A 20,805-nucleotide genomic window follows, 5' to 3' on the forward strand; every position below is an offset into this window, starting at 1 on the left:
GTTCAGTCATGGACCGCCGCATTTTCGGGCTGGAGAACGAGTACGGCGTCACGTGCACATTCAGGGGACAGCGCCGACTGTCACCTGACGAAGTGGCGCGCTACCTCTTCCGCCGTGTTGTGTCATGGGGCCGCAGCAGCAATGTCTTTCTGCGGAACGGCGCCCGCCTCTACCTCGACGTGGGATCGCATCCGGAATACGCAACTCCCGAGTGCGACAACGTGGCTGAGCTGGTCACCCACGACAAGGCAGGCGAGCGCATTCTCGAAGGCCTGCTCGTCGACGCCGAACGCCGCCTGCACGAGGAGGGAATCGCGGGCGACGTCTATCTCTTCAAGAACAACACCGACTCGGCAGGAAACTCCTACGGCTGCCACGAGAACTACCTCGTCGCCCGCCACGGAGAGTTCTCCCGGCTCGCGGACATTCTCATTCCCTTCCTCGTCACCCGCCAATTGATCTGCGGTGCGGGCAAGGTGCTCCAGACTCCGCGCGGAGCGGTCTTCTGCGTGAGCCAGCGGGCGGAGCACATCTGGGAGGGTGTCAGTTCGGCCACCACCCGCTCCCGTCCGATCATCAACACCCGCGACGAGCCGCACGCGGACGCCGAGCGCTACCGCAGGCTGCACGTCATCGTCGGCGACTCGAACATGTCCGAGACGACCATGCTGCTGAAGGTCGGCGCCACCGACCTCGTACTGCGCATGATCGAAGCGGGCACGGTGATGCGCGATCTGACCCTGGAGAACCCGATCAGGGCCATCCGCGAGGTCAGCCACGACATCACCGGCCAGCGCAAGGTGCGTCTGGCCAGTGGCCGTGAGGCCTCGGCGCTCGAAGTCCAGCGCGAGTACTACGAGAAGGCCGTGGACTTCGTGGACCGCCGCGGGATCCGTACCGGCCAGGTGGCGCAGGTCCTGGAGCTCTGGGGCCGCACCCTCGACGCGGTCGAGGCCGAGGACCTCGACCGGATCGGCACCGAGATCGACTGGGTGATGAAGTACAAACTCATCGAGCGGTACCGGGCGAAGCACAACATGACCATGTCGAACCCGCGGGTCGCCCAGATAGACCTCGCCTACCACGACATCCACCGGCGCCGCGGGCTCTACTACCTGCTGGAGAAGCGCGGACAGGCCGCCCGTATCTGCGACGACCTGAAGATCTTCGAGGGCAAGTCCGTGCCCCCGCAGACCACCAGGGCGCGGCTGCGCGGGGACTTCATCCGCCGGGCCCAGGAGCAGCGCCGGGACTTCACCGTCGACTGGGTGCATCTCAAGCTCAACGACCAGGCGCAGCGCACCGTGCTGTGCAAAGACCCCTTCCGGTCCGTCGACGACCGGGTGGAGAAGCTCATCGCCGGAATGTGACCGTCGCCCTTCGGCTGCGTGAGGGCCCCGCACAGATCGCTGTGCGGGGCCCTCACGCATGCCGCGAGCCCGGACCGGAGGCGCAGGGTCGTAGAGTGGCGGCCGATGATGACCATCCCAGCTACCCCGAGGACCACTGTGCGACGCCGTCTTGCAGCCTTGCTCATCGTGCCGGCCCTGGTGCTGACCGCCTGCGGAGGTGAGGACTCCAAGAAGAAGGACGACTCGGCTTCGTCCACCGCCCAGCCCTCTTCGACGGCCGTGCCCAAGCCTGTCGATTCGGCGTCCCCGCTTCCCACGGTCAGTGGTGACGCGGGCAAGAAGGCGACCATCACCATCCCCAAGAAGGATCCGAGCGGCAAGTTCGTCGTGCACGTCGTCAAGCAGGGCAGCGGCGCCGTGGTCAAGAAGGACGACCTGGTGCTGGCGAACTTCACCGGCAAGATCTGGAAGAGCGGGAAGGACCTCGGCAGCTCGTTCGACAAGGGCGGAGCGCCGCAGCTCATCACCGCTGGTTCCAAGACCATCATCCCGGCTTTCGCCGACGCCGTCACCGGTCAGAAGATCGGCAGCCGCGTGCTGGTCGTCGCTCCGCCGAGCGCCGCCTTCGGCAGTGCGGGCCAGCAGCAGCTCGGTGTCACGGGCACCGACACCCTGGTCTTCGCGCTCGACATCGACAAGGTGATCCCGAAGAAGGCGGAGGGCACCCAGTCCGCCGTTCCGTCGGACCTCCCGCAGATCAAGGCCGACCAGGAAGCGCCCGCCACCATTGCGGTGCCGAAGAGCGACCCGCCGAAGAAGCTGGTCGACAAGGTGCTGATCGAGGGCAAGGGCGCCACGGTCAAGAGCGGCCAGACCGTGTACATGCAGTACAGCGGCGCCGCGTGGAAGGCCAACGAGGGCAAGTCCTCCGCCACGCTGTTCGACTCCTCCTGGAAGTCCGGCCAGCCGTTCCAGACGGTGATCGGCAAGGGTGCGGTCATCAAGGGCTGGGACCAGGGCCTCGTGGGCAAGAAGGTCGGCAGCCGGGTCCTGCTGGTCATTCCGCCGGACCTGGCGTACGGCGACAAGGCGCAGAGCGCGGACCTGCCTGCCAAGTCGACGCTGGTCTTCGTCGTCGACATTCTGGCGGCAATGTAAGACTGTCCCGGTTGCCCAGTACCAAGAAGTAGGAGCAATTACGTGAGCATCGAGAAGCCCGAGATCGACTTCCCGGGCGGCGAACCGCCGGCCGACCTGGAGATCAAGGACATCTGGGAGGGCGACGGCGCCGTCGCCAAGGCCGGTGACAAGGTCAGCGTTCACTACGTGGGCGTGGCCTTCTCCTCCGGTGAGGAGTTCGACGCGAGCTGGAACCGCGGCACCCCGCTCCAGTTCCAGCTGGGCGTCGGCCAGGTCATCTCCGGCTGGGACCAGGGCGTGCAGGGCATGAAGGTCGGCGGCCGTCGCCAGCTGACCATCCCCGCGCACCTCGCGTACGGCGACAGCGGCGCCGGTGCCCGGATCAAGCCGGGCGAGACGCTGATCTTCGTCTGCGACCTGATCGCTGTCTGAGCGGAACTGATCGTTTCTGAGGGCCCGTGCCGGTCGGCACGGGCCCTCGGCTTTTGCCACGACACCACGGAGCGGTACGGTCGACGGTCGAAGCGTGCTGCATTCTTCCGGGTGAACCGCCCGGGAAGACACGCCCGGACCTCAGAGAGGGCGTCGATGGCGATTGCCAAGGCCGAGCGGCTGATGAACCTGGCGCTGTGCCTGCTCGGAACCCGGCGCCCGCTCAGCAAGCGCGAGCTGAGGGGCTCCATCGAGGCCTACCTCGAAGCGGGGTCCGACGACTCCTTCAACCGGATGTTCGAGCGCGACAAGGACGATCTGCGCGAACTCGGGCTGGTCATCGAGACGGTCGAGAGCCTGGACGGTGATGCGGGCTATCTGGCCCGCCGCGACAGCAACAGGCTCCCGCCGGTCGCCCTCGACGCAGAGGAAGCGGCGGCTCTCGGCCTGGCCGCGAAGGTGTGGCAGCAGGCCCGGCTGGCCGGCGCGGCCAGCGGCGCGCTGCAGAAGCTCCGTGCGGCCGGGATGCCCGAGGCCGAGGACCCGTACGCCGTGCAGCACGGCGCGCTGGAGCCGCGGATTCCGGTGCACGAGGCCGCTTTCGAGCCGCTGATGCTGGCCTGCCGGGACCGCCGCCCGGTCGCCTTCGACTACCGCAAGGCCAACGCCGCCCGCCCGGAGCCCCGTCAGGTCGAGCCCTGGACCCTGGAGTGCTGGCGCGGTCACTGGTATCTGGCGGGCTGGGACCGGGACCGGGGCGCGGAGCGGGTGTTCCGGCTCTCCCGGATCGCGGGCCGGGTCCGGTCCAGGGCGGGGGCCTTCACCGCCGAGGTGCCGGACGTGGTGACCGTGCGCGAGACCGTGGAGACCTGGGCGGGGGAGACCGCGACCCGCACCGCGCTGATCCGGCTGCGCGCGGGAGCCGGGTACCCCCTGCGCTCACGCGCCACGTCCAGCCGGGAACTCGGCGGCGGGTGGGACGAGTTGGAGATTCCGTACGGCCACGGGCTGGACGCCTGGCTCGTCGAGTTCGGTCCCGATGTGATCGTGCTGGAGCCCGCGGATCTGCGGGCCGATGTGGTCGACCGGCTGCGTGCCGTGGCCAAGGACTGAGGAGCACGTGGCTACGAACGCGATCGACCAGACCCGCCGGATGCTGTCGTTGGTGACCTATCTGCGCGAGCGCCCCGGCGCGCGCGTCGCGGACGTCGCGCGCGCCTTCGGTATCACCGAGGACGAACTGATCTCCGACCTCGACGTGCTTCCCATGTGCGGTACGAGCTTCCGGGGCGGGGACCTCCTCGACATCGACACCGACGGCGAGTCCATCTGGTGGCACAACGCCGACGACGTCGCCGAGCCGCTGCGGCTGGCCGCCGACGAGGCCACGGCCCTGCTGGTGGCCGCGCGCGCCGTGGCGACCCTTCCCGGGCTGCGTGAGGGCGACCGGCAGGCCCTGCTGCGGGCCACGGCCAAGCTGGAGGCCGCGGCGGGCGAGGTGGCGGGCGCCAGCTCCCGGCTGTCGGTGACCTTCGAGTCCGAGGGCGGTGTCTTCGCCGACGTCGACCGGGCCATCTCGGAGCGGCGCAGGCTCTGGCTGCGGTACTACTCGCCCGCCCGTGACGAGCTCACCGAGCGAGAGGTCGACCCGATCCGGCTCTTCGCCGTCGGTCATACGTACATGGAGGCCTGGTGCTATCTCTCCGAGGCCAGGCGCACCTTCCGGCTGGACCGGGTGGCGGAGATCAGGCTGCTCGACGAGGCTTCCGCGCCGCCCGAGCTGGAACTGCGTGATCTGTCCGAAGGGCTCGTCCAGCCCGCCGCCGAGGACCCCGAGGTCGTCGTGGAGGTGGGTCCCGGCGGGCGCTGGGTCGCCGAGTACTACCCGCACGACAGCGCGGAGGAGCTGGCCGACGGCGGCCTGCGGATCACGCTGCGTACCCCCGACCCCGCGTCGCTGCGCCGGCTCGCCCTGCGGCTGGGCCGGGAGGGGCGCATCGTCTCGCCGCAGGGCCTGGCGGCCAGTGCGCAGCTCGCGGCCCGCGAGGCGCTCGCCGCCTATGACGGGCAGGAATAAAGGGAGTTGCGGAATATGTCTGTAATGCCCGGTTTCTCGGCCCAGGTGGGTCCGGTCGTCTTCAAGGCGGCCTGCCCGGACTGCCGGGGCCGTTTCGAGCTGGCCGCGAGCGCCTTCAGGCTGGCGATCGGCGCCAGCCGCCGTACGACCTTCTACTCCTTCACCTGCCCCGAGTGCGGGTCGTCGGTGCGTAAGCCGGCCGGTGAGCGGATCGTTGAACTCCTCACCGGCGGGGGCGTGCGGACGCTGCGCCTCCACTCGACTGTCTAGGGTGGGTACATGTTCTGGCCGATGACCGCCATCGCTCTCGGGTTCCTCGGGATCGCCGTGCTCGGCGTGCTCGCCGTGCGGGTCTTCGTCGAGGCCCGGCGCCTCGGCGGCCAAGTGGCCCGCGCCACGGAGCAGATCAATACCGCGGCCGAAGGGCTGGAGCGCGCCGCCACGGGCCTGGCCCGGAGTGGCGAAAGTTTGGGATAGAACGGCTGCGGTCTGCTACAGGGCCGTTTCGAGCGGTACGCTGCTGGTCGCGGCCCCGGGAGCGAGGCGCGGGCCGCAATCGCGAGTCTGCACAGGCATTGCCCTGCGTTTACTCCCGCGGGTTACGATCGCTGCCAGTACGACGGCCGGACACCTGTCCGATCGGTCGGCAGCCCACCCCAGCCGCCTCGGTGAGAAGGTACAGCTTATGTTCGGAAGGCTCGGCGCCCCCGAGATCATCCTGATCCTCGTCGTCATCGTCCTGCTGTTCGGTGCGAAGAAGCTTCCGGACATGGCCCGTTCGCTGGGCAAGTCCGCCCGCATCCTCAAGAGCGAGGCCAAGGCGATGAAGTCGGACGGCCACCAGAGTGCCCCCGCCGACCCGCCCCAGGACACCAACGCGCAGACCGACGTCCCGCGTACGATCCAGGCTTCCCCGGGAGACGTCACCAGCGCTCGCCCCGTGACCGAGCCTTCGGACTCGACCAAGCGCTGACAACCGGGCCGGAGCGGGCGCCGCGGTCAGCGGCTGCCCGCCGCACAAGATGAGGACGTGGGTTGCTCGTGTCTGCCCGCAAAGAGGCCAAGGACTCCGAGGGGCGTATGCCCCTTGTGGAGCACCTGCGTGAGCTGCGTAACAGGCTGGCGAAGGGGCTGCTGGGGATCGTCGTCGTCACGATCGCCGCTGCCTTCTTCTACAGGGACATCATTGAATTCTTCACCAACCCGGTGTTGCACGCGGTCGGTTGCCATTCGACCTTCGCGGAGCTCTCGCAGAAGAAGGACGGCACCTGCGCCCGTATCGTCCTGAACGGTCTGCTGACTCCGTTCACCCTGGCGCTCAAGGTCTCCTTGATGTCCGGTGTGGTGCTCTCCTCGCCGATCTGGCTCTACCAGCTGTGGGCCTTCGTCGCGCCAGGTCTGCACAAGCACGAGCGCAAGTACACGATCGGCTTCGTGGCTGCGGGCTTCCCGCTCTTCCTCGCGGGTGGCTTCTTCGCGTACAAGACGCTCCCCACGATGGCGAAGGTCCTCCTCGACTTCTCGCCCGCCGGGCTCGACAACCAGCTGCCACTCGACGATCTGCTCGATCTGATCACCCGCATGGTGGTGGTCTTCGGGCTCTCCTTCGAGCTGCCGCTGCTGCTCGTCATGCTCAACTTCGTCGGCATCATCACGGGTAAGCGGATGGCCGGCTGGTGGCGCGGCATGATCATGGGCATCACGGTCTTCGCCGCGGTCGCGACTCCCAGTACCGACCCGCTGACCATGCTGGCGCTGGCCGGGCCGATCTGGGTGCTGTACGGCGTCGCCACGGTCATCTCGCTGATGAACGACCGGCGCAAGAAGCTCCGCGCCGCGGAGGGCCCCGACGACGACGAGGCCTCCGATCTCGACCTCACACCCGAGGACGTGGGCGAGGTGGAGACCGTTCCGGCCTCCCGGATGCCCGAGCAGGCCGGAGGCGAAGCGGATGCTTCCAGGCCGTCCGGTCTCAACGGTTACGACGACATCACCTGACCTTGTAAGGTCCGGCGGGTGACCAGCGAGATCACCCTTTTCGTCAATCCCACCGCAGGACGCGGCCGGGGCGCGCACGCCGCGCAGCCGGCCGCTTCCGCGTTGCGGGACGCAGGTTTTTCCGTACGCACCGTGCTCGGCGCCGACGCGGACGACGCGCTGCACCGGGCGCGCGAGGCGGTGGCGGGCGGGACCGGCGCGCTCATAGCCGTCGGCGGGGACGGCATGATCAACCTCGCCCTGCAGGCCGTCGCGGGCACCCGCACCCCCCTGGGAGTGGTGGCCGTAGGTACCGGCAACGACTTCGCCCGCGAGCTGGGGGTGCCCGTACGGAACCCGGCCGCCGCCGGACGTTCGGTGGCCACCGCGCTCAAGGCCGGGAACATCAGGGACATCGACCTGGGCCGGGTGGGGGAGCGGTGGTTCGGCACGGTGCTCGCCTCCGGATTCGACTCCCGGGTCAACGACCGCGGCAACCGGATGCGCTGGCCGGCCGGGCGCTTCAAGTACGACCTGGCGATGGTCGCCGAGCTCGCCGCCTTCCGCCCGGTCCCGTACCGCCTCGTCCTCGACGACGGTCCGGCCCTGGAGATCGAGGCGACGCTGGTCGCCGTCGGCAACGGTTCGTCGTACGGCGGCGGGATGCGGATCTGTGCCGGTGCCGAGCTGGACGACGGGCTGTTCGACGTCACCGTGGTCGGCGACTGCTCCCGTACGACGCTGGTCAAGGTCTTCCCGAAGGTCTACCGGGGCACCCACCTCGGCCACCCCGTGGTCACGTCGTACCGGGCGCGCAGCGTCCGGCTGGAGGCCGCCGGGATCACGGCGTACGCGGACGGGGAGCCGCTGGGAGCGCTGCCGCTGACCGTGGAGTGCGTGCCGGGAGCGGCCCGGGTCATCGGCTGTTGAAATGCTGAAATAAAGATCGGGCTGACTGTCGGAGGCGGCGGGTAGGCTCGATCACAAGATGACCGAGGACCTTTCGCCCGCTGAGCGATACGCAGCCGCCCGCGTCCGAGCTGCCGAGGAGGCCACTTCGCTGGCCCCCTTCCGTGGCATGTACGACTTCGAGCTCGACCCCTTCCAGATCGAGGCGTGCCAGGCCCTGGAGGCGGGCAAGGGCGTGCTCGTCGCGGCGCCCACCGGCTCCGGCAAGACGATCGTCGGCGAGTTCGCCGTGCACCTGGCCCTGGAGCAGGGCCGCAAGTGCTTCTACACCACGCCGATCAAGGCGCTCTCCAACCAGAAGTACGCGGATCTGGCCAAGCGTTACGGCGCGGACAAGGTCGGCCTGCTGACCGGCGACAACAGCGTGAACGCGGACGCCCCGGTGGTCGTCATGACCACCGAGGTCCTGCGGAACATGCTGTACGCGGGCTCGCAGGCGCTCCTCGGGCTCGGCCATGTGGTGATGGACGAGGTGCACTACCTCTCCGACCGCTTCCGCGGCGCGGTGTGGGAGGAAGTGATCATCCACCTCCCGGAGTCCGTGACCCTGGTCTCGCTCTCGGCGACCGTCTCCAACGCCGAGGAGTTCGGTGACTGGCTGGACACCGTCCGCGGCGACACCGAGGTGATCGTCTCCGAGCACCGGCCCGTGCCGCTCTGGCAGCACGTGCTGGCCGGGCGCCGGATGTACGACCTCTTCGAGGAGTCGACCGACCACGGCGGCCGGGGCGGCGCCAAGCGCGAGGTCAACCCGGATCTGCTGCGGATGGCCCGGCAGGAGAACCAGCGCACCTACAACCCGCGCGACCGCCGCCGCGGCAAGATGGTGCGCGAGGCGGACCGGGAGCGCGAGCGGCGCTCCCGCAGCCGGATCTGGACCCCGAGCAGGGCCGAGGTCATCGCACGGCTGGACGCCGAGGGGCTGCTGCCCGCGATCACCTTCATCTTCAGCCGGGCCGGCTGCGAGGCCGCCGTACAGCAGTGTCTGTACGCGGGACTGCGGCTCAACAGCGAGGAGGCGCGCACGACCGTGCGCGAGCTCGTCGAGGAGCGCACCGCCTCGATCCCCCGCGAGGACCTGCACGTCCTCGGCTACTACGAGTGGCTGGAGGGTCTGGAGCGGGGCATCGCCGCACACCACGCCGGGATGCTGCCGACCTTCAAGGAGGTCGTCGAGGAGCTCTTCGTACGCGGCCTGGTCAAGGCCGTGTTCGCGACGGAGACCCTGGCACTCGGCATCAACATGCCGGCCCGTTCGGTGGTGCTGGAGAAGCTGGTCAAATGGAACGGCGAGCAGCACGCCGACATCACCCCCGGTGAGTACACCCAGCTCACCGGCCGGGCCGGGCGGCGCGGCATCGATGTCGAGGGGCACGCGCTGGTGCTGTGGCAGCGCGGCATGGACCCGGGCGCGCTCGCGGGCCTGGCCGGTACCCGTACGTACCCGCTGCGCTCCAGCTTCCGGCCCTCCTACAACATGGCCGTGAACCTGGTGCAGCAGTTCGGACGGCACCGCTCGCGCGAACTGCTCGAAACCTCCTTCGCCCAGTTCCAGGCCGACAAGTCGGTCGTCGGCATCTCCAAGCAGGTGCAGAAGAACGAGGAGGGCATCGCGGGCTACCGCGAGGGCATGACCTGCCACCTCGGCGACTTCGAGGAGTACGCGCGGCTGCGCCGTGAGCTCAAGGACCGCGAGACCGAGCTGGCCAAGCAGGGCGCCGTGCAGCGCCGGGCCGCCGCCGCGGACTCGCTGGAGAAGCTGAAGCCCGGCGATGTGATCCATGTGCCGACCGGCAAGTTCGCGGGTCTCGCCCTCGTCCTCGACCCGGGACTGCCGGCCGGGCGGGCCAACGGGCACCGCGGCTTCGAGACGTTCGACGGGCCGAGGCCGCTGGTACTCACCGCCGAGCGGCAGGTCAAGCGGCTGGCCCCGATGGACTTCCCGGTTCCGGTCGAGTCGCTGGAGCGGATGCGCATCCCGAAGTCGTTCAACGCCAGGTCGCCCCAGTCCCGGCGGGATCTGGCGTCGGCGCTGCGTACCAAGGCCGGGCACATCGTGCCCGAGCGGCACCGCAAGCAGCGTGCCGCGGCGGCCGACGACCGGGAGATCGCCCGGCTGCGGTCCGAGCTGCGCGCGCACCCCTGCCACGGCTGCGACGAGCGCGAGGACCACGCCCGCTGGGCCGAGCGCTACCACCGGCTCCGGCGCGACACCCAGCAGCTGGAGCGCCGGATCGAGGGCCGGACGAACACCATCGCCCGTACCTTCGACCGGATCTACGCGTTGCTGACCGAGCTGGACTATCTGCGCGGCGACGAGGCGACGGTGCACGGCAAGCGGCTCGCCAGGCTCTACGGAGAGCTGGACCTGCTGGCCTCGGAGTGCCTGCGGGCCGGTGTCTGGGAGGGGCTCAGCCCCGCGGAACTGGCCGCGTGCGCCTCGGCGTTGGTCTTCGAGGCCCGCCAGTCCGACGACGCGGTCGCGCCCAAGGTGCCGTCGGGGGCGGCGAAGACCGCGCTGGGCGAGATGGTCCACATCTGGGGCAGGCTCGATGCCCTGGAGGAGGACTTCAAGATCAACCAGACGGAGGGCGTCGGCCAGCGCGAGCCCGACCTCGGCTTCGCCTGGGCCGCCTACCAGTGGGCGTCCGGCAAGGGACTCGACGAGGTGCTGCGCGACGCCGAGATGCCCGCAGGCGACTTCGTGCGCTGGTGCAAGCAGGTCATCGACGTCCTGGGGCAGATCGCGGCAGCGGCGCCGGGCGAGGGCAGCACGGTCTCGCGGAACGCCCGCAAGGCGGTCGACGCGGTGCGCCGGGGCGTGGTGGCGTACAGCTCGGTGGGCTGACCGCCCGGGTGAGCGGTGAGTGTGCGGCCCCCGCCGGGAATTCCCGGCGGGGGCCGCTCTCCTGTCAGGGGCGGCCCGCGGCCCACTCCTCGTACGACGTCCAGGCCAGCAGCGTGCGACCGCTCTCGAAGCGGTGCTCCTTCCCGGTCACCGGATCGGTGAACTCCAGTACCCGCGAGAGCAGTTGGAGGGGGCGGGTGAAGTCGTCCGGCGGGGGATCGGTGACCACCGGGTAGAACGGGTCTCCGAGCAGCGGAACACCCAGCGCGTTCATGTGGACCCGCAGCTGGTGTGTCCGGCCGGTGACCGGGGTGAGACGGTAGCGCCCGAGTCCCCCGGTGTGCGCCAGGAGTTCCACCCGGGTCTCGCTGTTGGGCTCGCCGGGTGTCTCGAAGGCGGCGACGATCCCCGGTACCTTCTCGATCCGGCTGCGCGAGGTGTGCGGCAGGACCAGCGCGGGCCGGTAGGGCGCGACCGCCTCGTACTCCTTGCGTACCTTCCGGTCCCGGAACAGCGTCTGGTACGCGCCGCGTTCCCCTGGCCGTACACAGAACAGCACCAGCCCCGCGGTCAGCCGGTCCAGCCGGTGGGCGGGGCTGAGCGCGGGCAGCCCGAGGTCGTGGCGGAGCCGGGCCAGCGCGGTCTGGGTGACATGGCTGCCCCGGGGGGTGGTGGCGAGGAAGTGCGGCTTGTCGGCGACGAGGATGTGGTCGTCCCGGTAGCGGACGTCGATGGGGTACGGGACGGGCACCTCGTCGGGGAAGTCCCGGTGGAACCAGACCGAGGTGCCGGGCGCGTACGGGGTGGCCGCGCCGACCGGCCCGTCGGCGCCGACGAACGCACCCTCGCGCAGCATCGCGTCGACCGCCGCGGCCCCGCCCGGCAGCCGCTCCACCAGATGGTCACGCACGGTCGCCCACGCGCCGTCGAGCGGGAGCCTCAGCCGGACCGGATCGATTCCCTCGCGCTGCGGCAGCGGCGCCGGGGGCCGGGATGTCTTGCGTCTCATCGTGCTCAAGGGTACGAGGGGGCGACCGCCGGCCGGACCGGTTCTCTGCCGTAACGCCTGATCGCCGTACCGGGTGCGCGCGGGCCGCCGCACGGGAAGCGCGGCGGCCCGGAGCGTTCGGTGCACGGCACCCGAAGGATCAGGTCGGATCAGGTGTTACTTCGGCATCAGCACCGTGTCGACGATGTAGACGGTGGCGTTGGACGTCGGGACGTTGCCGCAGACGACGCTCGAGGTGTCGTTGACCTTGTACGACACACCGGAGCCCGCCGTGGTGAGCGTGCCCTTCTCCAGGGTGGGGTACGAGCCGTTCTCCAGCTGCTTCGGCGCGAGCTTCTGACCCACCACGTGGTAGGTGAGGATCTTGGTCAGCATCGCCTTGTCAGCCAGCACCTTGTCCAGCTGGGCCTTCGGGATCTTGTTGAAGGCATCGTTGGTCGGCGCGAACACGGTGATGTTCTGGGCGTTGTTGAGCGTGTCGACCAGACCGGCCTTCTTGACGGCGGTCACCAGGGTGGACAGCGCCGGGTTGTGCGAAGCGGCGGTCGCGACCGGGTCCTGGGCCATGCCGTTGAAGCTGCCCGCACCGCTCTTCGGCACGGTGGCACAGCCCGGCCCGAAGGGCTTGCTGGTGTCCATGGCGTCGGACTTGGGCGCCGAAGCCGAACTGGCGGGCTTGCTGTCCGACTTGTCCTTGGAGCTGTCCTTCGAGCTGTCGCTGGAACAGGCGGACAGCGCCAGCGGCAGCACGACCGCACCCGCGACGACGAGGGCGACACGGGGGAAGCGGAAGGTGTTCATGAAGGTCTCCTTGAAGGGGTTTACGTACAGCGGCCGAAGGGATCGGGGCACCACGGCGTGAGCCGCCGCGACGCGGGGCGTCGCGCGACCGGTGATCTGTCCGCCCGGGGCGGCCTCAGCTCTCCGAAGTGCACTCACGACGGCTATTCGGGGCCGGTGTGCCCGCGGATTGGTCCGGACGGGCCCCTCATCCGATCGAGTGAGGGACCAATCCCCAGGGGCAGTGGCCCCGAATGCCTGGTGAGGGGCGGTGCCCGAAATGACTTCCGGAGGGAGCGGCATGGCGGACCAGAGGCGTCGGACGGCAGTGGTGGGAAGCGGAATCGCGGGGCTGACCGCCGCGCACGTCCTGCGGCGCGCACACGAGGTCTCGCTGTACGAGGCGGACGACCGGCTCGGCGGTCACGCCCACACCCACGACCTGGCATCGGCCGACGGCCGGATGTACCAGGTCGACTCCGGGTTCATCGTCCACAACGAGCGCACCTACCCGCTGCTGCTCCGGCTCTTCGCCGAACTCGGCGTCACCACCCAGGAGTCGGAGATGAGCATGTCCGTACGGTGCGAGGGGTGCGGACTCGAATACGCCGGTGCGCGCGGCCTGCCGGGCCTCCTCGCCCAGCCGCGCAACCTCTTCCGCGCCCGCTATCTGCGGATGCTCGCCGAGGTGCCCCGCTTCCACCGCAGGGCCCGGCAGGTGCTCGCCGCGCCCGGCAGCGCCGGGCGGCTGACACTGGGCGAGTTCCTCGCCCGCGGTGACTTCTCCCCGTACTTCGTCTCACACTTCATGACGCCGCTCGTCTCGGCCGTCTGGTCCTGCGACCCCACCACCGCGCTGGGCCACCCCGCGGTCCCGCTCTTCCGCTTCCTGGCGCACCACGGCATGCTCGCGGTGACCGGATCCCCCACCTGGCGCACGGTCACCGGCGGCTCGCGTACCTACGTCGAGCGGGTCGGCAAGGAACTCACCGCGCTGCACACCTCGACCCCGGTCCGCAGCGTGCGCCGTACCGAGGACGGTGTCGAACTCACCACGGACGGCGGGAGCACCGCGCGGTACGACTCGGTGGTCATAGCCGTGCACCCCGACCAGGCGCTCCGGATACTGGCCGACCCCACCGCGCGGGAGACCGAACTGCTCGGCGCCTTCCGCTACTCGCGCAACCCCACCCTGCTGCACACGGACACCTCGGTGCTGCCCCGCAGCCCCGGGGCCCGCGCCTCCTGGAACTACCTGATGCCGCAGTGCTCCAGCGGCGCCGACCGCGTGCAGGTCAGCTACGACATGAACCGCCTCCAGCGCCTCGACGCCCCCGAGACCTATCTGGTCACCCTGAACGGCTCCGACCTGATCGACGAGGCCCAGGTGCTCGACCGCATGGTGTACGAACACCCGGTCCAGACCGTCGAATCGGTGGCCGCGCAGCGCCTGTTGCCCGAGCTGAACGGCCCGGTCACCGCATACGCCGGGGCCTACCACGGCGCGGGGTTCCACGAGGACGGCTGCCGCTCGGGCGCCGAGGCGGCGGCAGCGCTGGGGGTGATGTGGTGAACGCCGTCTATCCGTCCACGATCACCCACGTGCGGACCGCGCCCGTGCGGCACACCCTGCACCACCACACCTACATGTGGCTGATCGACCCCGACCGGCCGCCCCCGCTGCCGTACCCGCTGCGTCCGCTCGCCCGGTTCGAGGGCCGCGACCACTTCGGCGGCGGTGACCGGACCATCAGGGCGGGTCTGGACAGGTTCCTGGCCGCCCGGGGCGTCGACCTCACCGGCGGCAGCGTGCTGATGCTCGCGAACGCCCGCGTGTTCGGGTACGTCTTCAACCCGCTCACCGTCTACTGGTGCCGCGACGCCGACGGCCGGCCGCTCTGCGTCGTCGCCGAGGTGCACAACACCTACGGGGAACGGCACTGCTATCTGCTCCGTCCCGACACCGCGGGGCGGGACGTGGTGGAGAAGGAGTTCTACGTCTCGCCGTTCTTCCCGGTGGACGGCGACTACCGGATGCGACTGCCCGAGCCCGACGACCGGTTGAACCTCACGGTCCAGCTGGAACGGAACGGCACCCGCCCCTTCACGGCGACCGTGCGCGGCGAGCGCAGGCCCGCCACCACCGCCGTCCTGCTGCTGGCGGCGCTCCGCCATCCGTGGTCCACCATGGCCGTCTCCCTCGCGATCCGGGTACACGGCATATGGCTCTATCTGCGGGGGCTGCCCGTCCGGCCCCGTCCCCGTCACCAGCCCCAGGAGGGCGTGAAGTGAGTGTGTCCGTCTCCCCGGCGTCTCCCGGATCACCCGGATCACCCGGGTCCGCCAGTACCCCGCCGACCTGCCCGCGTGCGGCGGTCGACGCCGTCCGCTGGCCCGATGTGGCGCGGCTGCCCCGCGCCTCGTGGCTCCGTACGGCCCTCGCTGAGCGGATCGTCCGGCGGGCACTGTCCGGGCTCGAACTCCGGGTGCGTCTCGGGACCACCGAAACATTGGGGCTCGGCGGTCCGGTACTCGACGTGCACGAGCCGAAGGCGTTCTTCCGGCGGATCGGCGCGGGCGGCCTGATCGGCTTCGGCGAGTCCTACATGGCGGGCGAGTGGTCGGCCACCGACCTGGTGGGTGTGCTGACCGTGCTGGCCGACCGGGCCGCGAGCCTGATCCCCGCGCCGCTGCAGAAGCTGCGCGCCCTCTGGGCCAGGAAACAGCCCGCCGCACAGCGCAACACCCCCGAGGGGTCACGGGAGAACATCCGTCACCACTACGACCTCTCGAACGACCTGTTCGCCCTCTTCCTCGACGAGACGCTCTCGTACTCCTCCGCGCTCTTCCGCGGTTTCCCCGCCGACCGGTCCCTGCTGGCCGCCGCCCAGCACCGCAAGATCGACCGGCTGCTCGACGAGGCACGGGTCGGCCCCGGCACCCGGCTCCTGGAGATCGGCACCGGATGGGGCGAGCTGGCCGTCCGGGCCGCCGGACGCGGCGCCCGGGTGCACACCGTGACGCTCTCCCAGGAGCAGCGGCAGCTGGCCGTGGAGCGGATCCGCGATGCGGGTTTCGAGGACCGGGTCACCGTCGAACTCCTCGACTACCGCCGGGTCGTCGGGGAGTACGACGCGGTCGTGAGCGTCGAGATGATCGAAGCCGTGGGCGCCGAGTTCTGGCCGGAGTACTTCATGATCCTGGACCGGCTCCTCGCGCCGGACGGCCGCATCGCCCTCCAGGCGATCACCATGCCGCACGAGCGGATGCTCGCCAGCAAGAACACCTTCACCTGGATCCAGAAGTACGTCTTCCCCGGCGGACTGCTGCCCTCGTCCGAGGCGATCGAGCAGATCACCACGGAACGCACGGCGCTGCGCGTCCGGGGGCGCGAGGGCTTCGGGCCGCACTACGCGGAAACCCTCAGGCTCTGGCGCGAACGCTTCGAGGAACAGGCCCCGGAGGTCGGCGCCCTCGGCTTCGACCAGACCTTCCGGCGGCTCTGGACCTTCTATCTCGCCTACTCCGAAGCGGGTTTCCGATCCGGCTATCTCGATGTGCAGCAACTGCTGCTGACCAAGGAGACCTCCCGATGACGCGCCTTCAGACGCGGACCGGCGCTGCTCAGCAGCTGTTCCCGCTCGCCGAACAACTACTCGGCGGGCGGCTCCCGCTGCGCCTGCGCGCCTGGGACGGCACCACCGCGGGTCCCGCGGGCGCGCCCCTGGTCGTCCTGCGCTCGCGCCGGGCACTGCGGCGGCTCGTCTGGCAGCCCGACGAACTCGGCCTGGCCCAGGCATACATCACCGGTGAGCTCGACATCGAGGGCGATCTCGCCGACGGGCTGCGTACGGTGTGGGGCGCGGTACGCACCCGTGGGCTGCGCCCGCCGCAGCTCACCGTCGGCGACCGGGCCCGCGCCGTACGCACCGCGCTCCGCCTCGGGGCGCTCGGCCCGCGCCCCGCCGCACCGGCCGCCGAGGCCCGGCTGCACGGTGCCCTGCACAGCAAGGCCCGGGACCGGGCGGCCATCAGCCACCACTACGACCTCTCCAACGACTTCTACGCGCTGCTGCTCGACGGGACGATGGCGTACTCCTGCGGGTACTGGACGAGCGACGACCCCGGATACGGTCCGGCCGACGCCCAGCGCGACAAGCTGGAACTCATCTGCCGCAAGCTTCAACTGGAGCCCGGATCACGGCTGCTGGACATCGGCTGCGGCTGGGGATCGCTCACCCTGTACGCCGCGCAGGAGTACAAGGCGAGGGTCACCGCCGTCACCCTCGCCCGGGAGCAGGCGGAGCACGTCAGGCGCCAGGTCGAGGAACGGGGACTGACCGAGCTGGTCGAGGTACGCCACTGCGACTACCGCGACATCCACGGAGGCGACTACGACGCGGTGTCCACGGTCGAGATGGGCGAACACGTCGGCGACGCCGAGTACCCCGGCTTCGCCGCCACGCTGTACGGGATGCTCCGTCCGGAGGGCCGGGTACTGGTCCAGCAGATGTCCCGGGGCGCTGTCGCACCCGGCGGCGGCGCGTTCATCGAGGCGTACATCGCGCCTGACATGCACATGCGCCCGCTCGGAGAGACGGTCTCGCTGCTGGAGGGCGCGGGGCTCGAAGTGCGGCACGTGGAGTCCCTTCGTGAGCACTACGTCCGGACGGTCGCCGCCTGGCAGGACACCCTGGAGAAGCGCTGGGAGGAATTCCGCGCGCTGGTCGGTGAGGAGACCGCCCGGGTCTGGCGGCTGTACCTGGCGGGCGGCCGACTGGCCTTCGAGGAACGCAGGATGGGCGTCGACCAACTCCTCGCGGTACGGCCCGGGGACGGCGGCCGCAGCGGGATGCCCGCCACCCCGGGGGAGTGGTACGAGAGGGCCCGGCGGTGAACGGCTACCCGTGGGGGGCGTTCGGCCAGGGCGTCGGCGCCGCCGCGGCCACCGCGCTCACCGTCATGCTCCTCACCTTCGCCCTCGCCGTCGCCAGGGGACTGCACCGGATCGTCGACATCGCCTGGGGCGCGGCCTTCGCGGCGGTGGCGCTCGTCGCGTACGCCGTGTCGGCGGGGGAGGGCGACGGCGTACGGCGGCTCCTGGTGACCGTGCTGACCGTCGTGTGGGGGCTGCGGCTCGCCGTGCACATCGCCCTCCGCGGGCGCGGCCACGGCGAGGACGCCCGGTACGAGGCGATGCTCGCCAGGGCGCCGGGCCACCGGAACCTCTACGCGCTGCGCATGGTCTATCTGCTCCAGGGCCTGCTGGTCCTGCTGGTCTCGCTGCCGGTGCAGGCCGCGATGTACCTGCCGGGGAAGCTGGGGCCCGCCGGCTACGCCGGGTGCGTGCTCTGGCTGACCGGTCTGCTCTTCGAAGCGGTGGGGGACCGGCAGCTGGCCCGGTTCAAGGCCGATCCCGCGAACTGTGGCCGGATCATGGACCGCGGCCTCTGGTCCTGGACCAGGCACCCCAACTACTTCGGTGACTTCTGTGTCTGGTGGGGGCTTTTCCTGATCGTCTGTGACGACCCGGTGGTGGCCGCCGTGACCGTGGTCAGCCCGCTGGTCATGAGTTTCCTGCTGATCGGCGGCAGCGGAAAACGGCTCCTGGAGCGGCACATGGCCGACCGGCCCGGCTTCGCCGCGTACACGGCGCGTACCAGCGGCTTCTTCCCACTCCCGCCGAAGCGGAGCTGAGATCACGGACCACGGGGGGCCTGCCCGGCCGACCGGGCAGGCCCCCCGTGCCGTACGTTCCCGGGCTCAGGCGGAGAACGTCATCAGCGCGAGGGGAGCGGTGGTCGGGGCCGCCGAACCGCCCGCCGGTTCGACCGTGAGGCCCATGCCCTGCGCGGAGTCCACCGGGCCGTCGAGGACCGTCCCGGCCGCGGCGGAAGCCGAATTCAGCAGACCGGCGGAGCGCATGGTGCCGTGGTCGTCGAACCAGAGCTGATACGTCTTGCCGCTCGGCGGTTTCGGCAGTCCGGATGCCAGGAACGCCGCCTTGTTCCTGCTGTGCGAGACCACGACCGTGCCGGTCGCGCCGCCCTTCAGCTTCCCCGTGGTGACCTTCGCGTCCGGGGCGGCGAGCACCGAGGCCAGCGCCTGGGCCTGCTGTTCGGACCGTGCCGCGCTGGTCCTCGCGTCGCCCGCCTCCTGGTGCTGCCACACCGCGATCCCGCCGAAGCCGACGGCGGCGGCCAGGCAGGCGGCCAGCGCGAAGCGCGACAGTGCGCGCCCGCCGCGGGCGCCACCGCCACGCGAGTGCCGCCGCAACAGTGGCGCCTCCTGCCGCTCGGTGGCGATCCGCCGCATGACCTGTACTTTGAGAGCGGGGGGCGGGGTGACCGTGACGGCGAGTCCCAACCTGCCCGCGGTGGCGATCAGTTCGTCCACCTCCTGGGTGCAGGCCGGGCACGCCCGGAGGTGTTCCTCGAACGCGGCGCGCTCGTCCGGCTCCAGTGCGTGGAGCGCGTACGCGCCGGTGAGCGTGTGCAGATCCGCCGTCATCATGCGCTGACCCCCAGGCAGTCGCGCATCCGGATGAGTCCGTCGCGCAGTCGAGTCTTGATGGTGCCGAGTGGTACGGAGAGCAGCTCGGCCACTTCCCGGTAGGCGAGCCCCCGGTAGTACGCGAGCGTCACCGACTCGCGCTGCACCTCGGTGAGAGAGCCCATGCAGCGCCGTACCTGTTCCCGTTCCAGCCGGGCCTCCACCTGCTCGGTGACCTCGTCGAAGGCAGGTGTCCGGTCCAGCAGGGCGGCTTTGTGCTCGCGGTCCGACGCGGCCTGGGCGGAGCGCACCCGGTCGACCGCCCTGCGGTGGGCGAGCATCAGCACCCAGTTCATCGCGGAACCGCGGTCGGTACGGAAACGGGCCGCGGTGCGCCACACCTCCAGGAGTACTTCCTGGGCCACTTCCTCCGACTGGGCGGGGTCACGAAGCACCGTGCGCACCAGCCCGAGAACGGGGCCGCACACGGCGTCGTACAGACGCGAGAAGGCGTCCTGGTCCCCACGCGCGACCTGGGCGAGCAACTGCTGCAGATCAGGGCCGGCCGAGGCGGCTCCGCTGATGTGCACGGCTTCTTTCACGCGACGTTCCTCCATGGTGCGGACAGGGGGCATGTGGGTTCCCGGTCACTATTCGGAGCCGTGGACGGCACGGATTGGTCAGTTGTCCGCACAACTGACCAACGGGGGGCGGACTTCTGGCCGGACGGCCTCTCCACGGCCACGTGGGCCGAGCGGACACCTACCCTCCTCGGGCCTGCCGCCGACGGTCCGCGCCGGGAATTCCCCCGAAACGGAGAACCCCCGGCCGTCGTTGACGGCCGGGGGTTCGCGGGGGTTCTCTTCTCGTGACGAGGTCAGGCAGTCTGCTCCTGCTCGGCCTCCACCTGCGCGTTCCACTCCCGCTTGGCCGCCCGCCAGGTCTCGTCGTCCTGGCCGAGCCGCCAGTAACCGGAGATCGACAGCCGCTCGCGGGGCACTCCGTGGTCCATCCGCAGATGGCGCCGGAGCTCCTTCACACAGCCCGCCTCACCGTGTACGAAGGCGCTGACGTCACCGGCCGGGAAGTCCAGGCCGCGCACCGCCTCGACGAGCGCCTCACCGACCGGGCGGTCACCGCGGTGCAGCCAGGTGACCTCGACGCCCTCGGGGGTGAGGAACTTCTGCTCCTCCTCGGCGCCCGACACCTCGACGAAGGCATGCACCACCGCGCCCGCGGGCATCCGCTCCAGCGCGGCGGCGATGGCGGGCAGCGCGCTCTCGTCGCCCGCCAGCAGGTGCCAGTCGGCGGCCGGGTCCGGGGCGTACCCGCCACCGGGGCCCAGGAAGCGCACCGTCTCGCCGGTCCGGGCCCTGGCCGCCCACGGACCCGCCAGACCCGCGTCGCCGTGGACCACGAAGTCGACGGTCAGCTCGCGCAGCGCCGGGTCCCAGGCCCGCACCGTGTACGTCCGGGTGACCGGCCACTGCTCGCGCGGGAACTCCTCACGGATCCGGGCCATGTCGAACGGCTCCGGATAGCTCACGCCCTCGGGCGCGAACAGCACCTTGATGTAGTGGTCGGTGAACTCCGTTGCGTCGAACGTCTCCAGCCCCTCACCGCCGAGGACGAGACGCACCATGTGCGGAGTGATCCGCTCGACGCGCACCACCTGTGCCTCGCGGGCCTGCGGTGTCTTACGGGCCGGTTGTTCTGCCACGGACAGCTC

21 protein-coding genes are annotated in these 20,805 nt (G+C 70.4%); 16 read left to right on the forward strand and 5 right to left on the reverse strand.

Annotation, left to right across the window (positions count from 1 at the left end):
* Nucleotides 1-8 precede the first annotated feature (8 nt).
* The 11 genes from pafA to NBY69_RS23635 all read left to right on the forward strand — a co-directional run bounded on the left by pafA (nt 9) and on the right by NBY69_RS23635 (nt 10,795).
* On the forward strand, nt 9-1,370 hold the full coding sequence (pafA, locus tag NBY69_RS23585) for a Pup--protein ligase (RefSeq protein WP_250303295.1): 1,362 nt from the start codon (nt 9-11) through the stop codon (nt 1,368-1,370).
* Nucleotides 1,371-1,508: 138 nt separating this feature from the next.
* Nucleotides 1,509-2,510, forward strand: coding sequence for an FKBP-type peptidyl-prolyl cis-trans isomerase (locus NBY69_RS23590; protein WP_250303296.1), 1,002 nt, complete (start codon nt 1,509-1,511; stop codon nt 2,508-2,510).
* A gap of 42 nt (nt 2,511-2,552) precedes the next feature.
* Entirely contained in the window at nt 2,553-2,924 is a 372-nt protein-coding gene (locus NBY69_RS23595; RefSeq protein ID WP_250303297.1) for an FKBP-type peptidyl-prolyl cis-trans isomerase, read from the forward strand.
* 156 nt (nt 2,925-3,080) lie between these two features.
* Nucleotides 3,081-4,037 carry a YafY family protein gene (locus NBY69_RS23600; RefSeq protein ID WP_250303298.1) on the forward strand — a complete coding sequence of 319 codons (957 nt, stop codon included), beginning with the start codon at nt 3,081-3,083 and terminating at the stop codon, nt 4,035-4,037.
* A 7-nt stretch (nt 4,038-4,044) separates the two neighbouring features.
* Nucleotides 4,045-5,001 carry a YafY family protein gene (locus tag NBY69_RS23605; protein WP_250303299.1) on the forward strand — a complete coding sequence of 319 codons (957 nt, stop codon included), beginning with the start codon at nt 4,045-4,047 and terminating at the stop codon, nt 4,999-5,001.
* 24 nt (nt 5,002-5,025) lie between these two features.
* Nucleotides 5,026-5,271: a hypothetical protein gene (locus NBY69_RS23610; RefSeq protein WP_250303636.1), complete on the forward strand. Its 246-nt coding sequence runs from the start codon at nt 5,026-5,028 to the stop codon at nt 5,269-5,271.
* 9 nt (nt 5,272-5,280) lie between these two features.
* Nucleotides 5,281-5,478, forward strand: a complete 198-nt coding sequence (locus NBY69_RS23615) for a hypothetical protein (protein WP_250303300.1) — start codon at nt 5,281-5,283, stop codon at nt 5,476-5,478.
* Between the two features lie 208 nt (nt 5,479-5,686).
* Nucleotides 5,687-5,974 carry a Sec-independent protein translocase subunit TatA gene (gene tatA, locus NBY69_RS23620; RefSeq protein ID WP_250303301.1) on the forward strand — a complete coding sequence of 96 codons (288 nt, stop codon included), beginning with the start codon at nt 5,687-5,689 and terminating at the stop codon, nt 5,972-5,974.
* Nucleotides 5,975-6,036: 62 nt separating this feature from the next.
* Nucleotides 6,037-6,999: a twin-arginine translocase subunit TatC gene (gene tatC / locus NBY69_RS23625; RefSeq protein WP_250303302.1), complete on the forward strand. Its 963-nt coding sequence runs from the start codon at nt 6,037-6,039 to the stop codon at nt 6,997-6,999.
* An 18-nt stretch (nt 7,000-7,017) separates the two neighbouring features.
* Entirely contained in the window at nt 7,018-7,908 is an 891-nt protein-coding gene (locus NBY69_RS23630; protein ID WP_250303303.1) for a diacylglycerol kinase, read from the forward strand.
* Nucleotides 7,909-7,966: 58 nt separating this feature from the next.
* A complete protein-coding gene (locus NBY69_RS23635; RefSeq protein WP_250303304.1) occupies nt 7,967-10,795 on the forward strand; it encodes an RNA helicase in 2,829 nt (942 codons plus the stop codon).
* Between the two features lie 64 nt (nt 10,796-10,859).
* Here the strand turns inward: NBY69_RS23635 and NBY69_RS23640 are convergent, their stop codons facing one another.
* A complete protein-coding gene (locus NBY69_RS23640) occupies nt 10,860-11,804 on the reverse strand; it encodes an RluA family pseudouridine synthase (RefSeq protein ID WP_250303305.1) in 945 nt (314 codons plus the stop codon).
* Between the two features lie 156 nt (nt 11,805-11,960).
* Nucleotides 11,961-12,605 carry a fasciclin domain-containing protein gene (locus NBY69_RS23645; protein WP_250303306.1) on the reverse strand — a complete coding sequence of 215 codons (645 nt, stop codon included), beginning with the start codon at nt 12,603-12,605 and terminating at the stop codon, nt 11,961-11,963.
* Nucleotides 12,606-12,885: 280 nt separating this feature from the next.
* Between NBY69_RS23645 and NBY69_RS23650 the strand changes: the two genes are divergently transcribed.
* Genes NBY69_RS23650 through NBY69_RS23670 form a run of 5 tightly spaced genes read left to right on the forward strand, consistent with a single transcriptional unit; the run spans nt 12,886 to nt 18,281 of the window.
* Nucleotides 12,886-14,157 (forward strand): NAD(P)/FAD-dependent oxidoreductase, encoded by a 1,272-nt coding sequence (locus NBY69_RS23650; RefSeq protein ID WP_250303307.1) that lies wholly within the window; start codon nt 12,886-12,888, stop codon nt 14,155-14,157.
* Nucleotides 14,154-14,876, forward strand: coding sequence for a DUF1365 domain-containing protein (locus tag NBY69_RS23655; RefSeq protein WP_374211326.1), 723 nt, complete (start codon nt 14,154-14,156; stop codon nt 14,874-14,876). Before NBY69_RS23650 ends, NBY69_RS23655 begins: the two co-directional genes overlap by 4 nt.
* Nucleotides 14,873-16,180, forward strand: coding sequence for a class I SAM-dependent methyltransferase (locus NBY69_RS23660; RefSeq protein WP_374211327.1), 1,308 nt, complete (start codon nt 14,873-14,875; stop codon nt 16,178-16,180). Before NBY69_RS23655 ends, NBY69_RS23660 begins: the two co-directional genes overlap by 4 nt.
* Nucleotides 16,177-17,481, forward strand: a complete 1,305-nt coding sequence (locus tag NBY69_RS23665) for a cyclopropane-fatty-acyl-phospholipid synthase family protein (RefSeq protein WP_250303309.1) — start codon at nt 16,177-16,179, stop codon at nt 17,479-17,481. Before NBY69_RS23660 ends, NBY69_RS23665 begins: the two co-directional genes overlap by 4 nt.
* A complete protein-coding gene (locus NBY69_RS23670; RefSeq protein WP_250303310.1) occupies nt 17,478-18,281 on the forward strand; it encodes a DUF1295 domain-containing protein in 804 nt (267 codons plus the stop codon). Before NBY69_RS23665 ends, NBY69_RS23670 begins: the two co-directional genes overlap by 4 nt.
* Nucleotides 18,282-18,347: 66 nt before the next feature.
* Here the strand turns inward: NBY69_RS23670 and NBY69_RS23675 are convergent, their stop codons facing one another.
* From NBY69_RS23675 to NBY69_RS23685, 3 genes are all read right to left on the reverse strand, one after another.
* On the reverse strand, nt 18,348-19,097 hold the full coding sequence (locus NBY69_RS23675) for an anti-sigma factor domain-containing protein (RefSeq protein WP_250303311.1): 750 nt from the start codon (nt 19,095-19,097) through the stop codon (nt 18,348-18,350).
* Nucleotides 19,094-19,678: a sigma-70 family RNA polymerase sigma factor gene (locus NBY69_RS23680; protein WP_250303312.1), complete on the reverse strand. Its 585-nt coding sequence runs from the start codon at nt 19,676-19,678 to the stop codon at nt 19,094-19,096. The genes NBY69_RS23675 and NBY69_RS23680 overlap by 4 nt, the downstream gene beginning before the upstream one ends.
* A 275-nt stretch (nt 19,679-19,953) precedes the next feature.
* Complete coding sequence (locus tag NBY69_RS23685; RefSeq protein WP_250303313.1) at nt 19,954-20,796, reverse strand: siderophore-interacting protein; 843 nt, start codon at nt 20,794-20,796, stop codon at nt 19,954-19,956.
* Nucleotides 20,797-20,805 lie beyond the last annotated feature (9 nt).

Source organism: Streptomyces sp. A 4/2 (genome assembly GCF_940670765.1).
Lineage (GTDB): Bacteria > Actinomycetota > Actinomycetes > Streptomycetales > Streptomycetaceae > Streptomyces.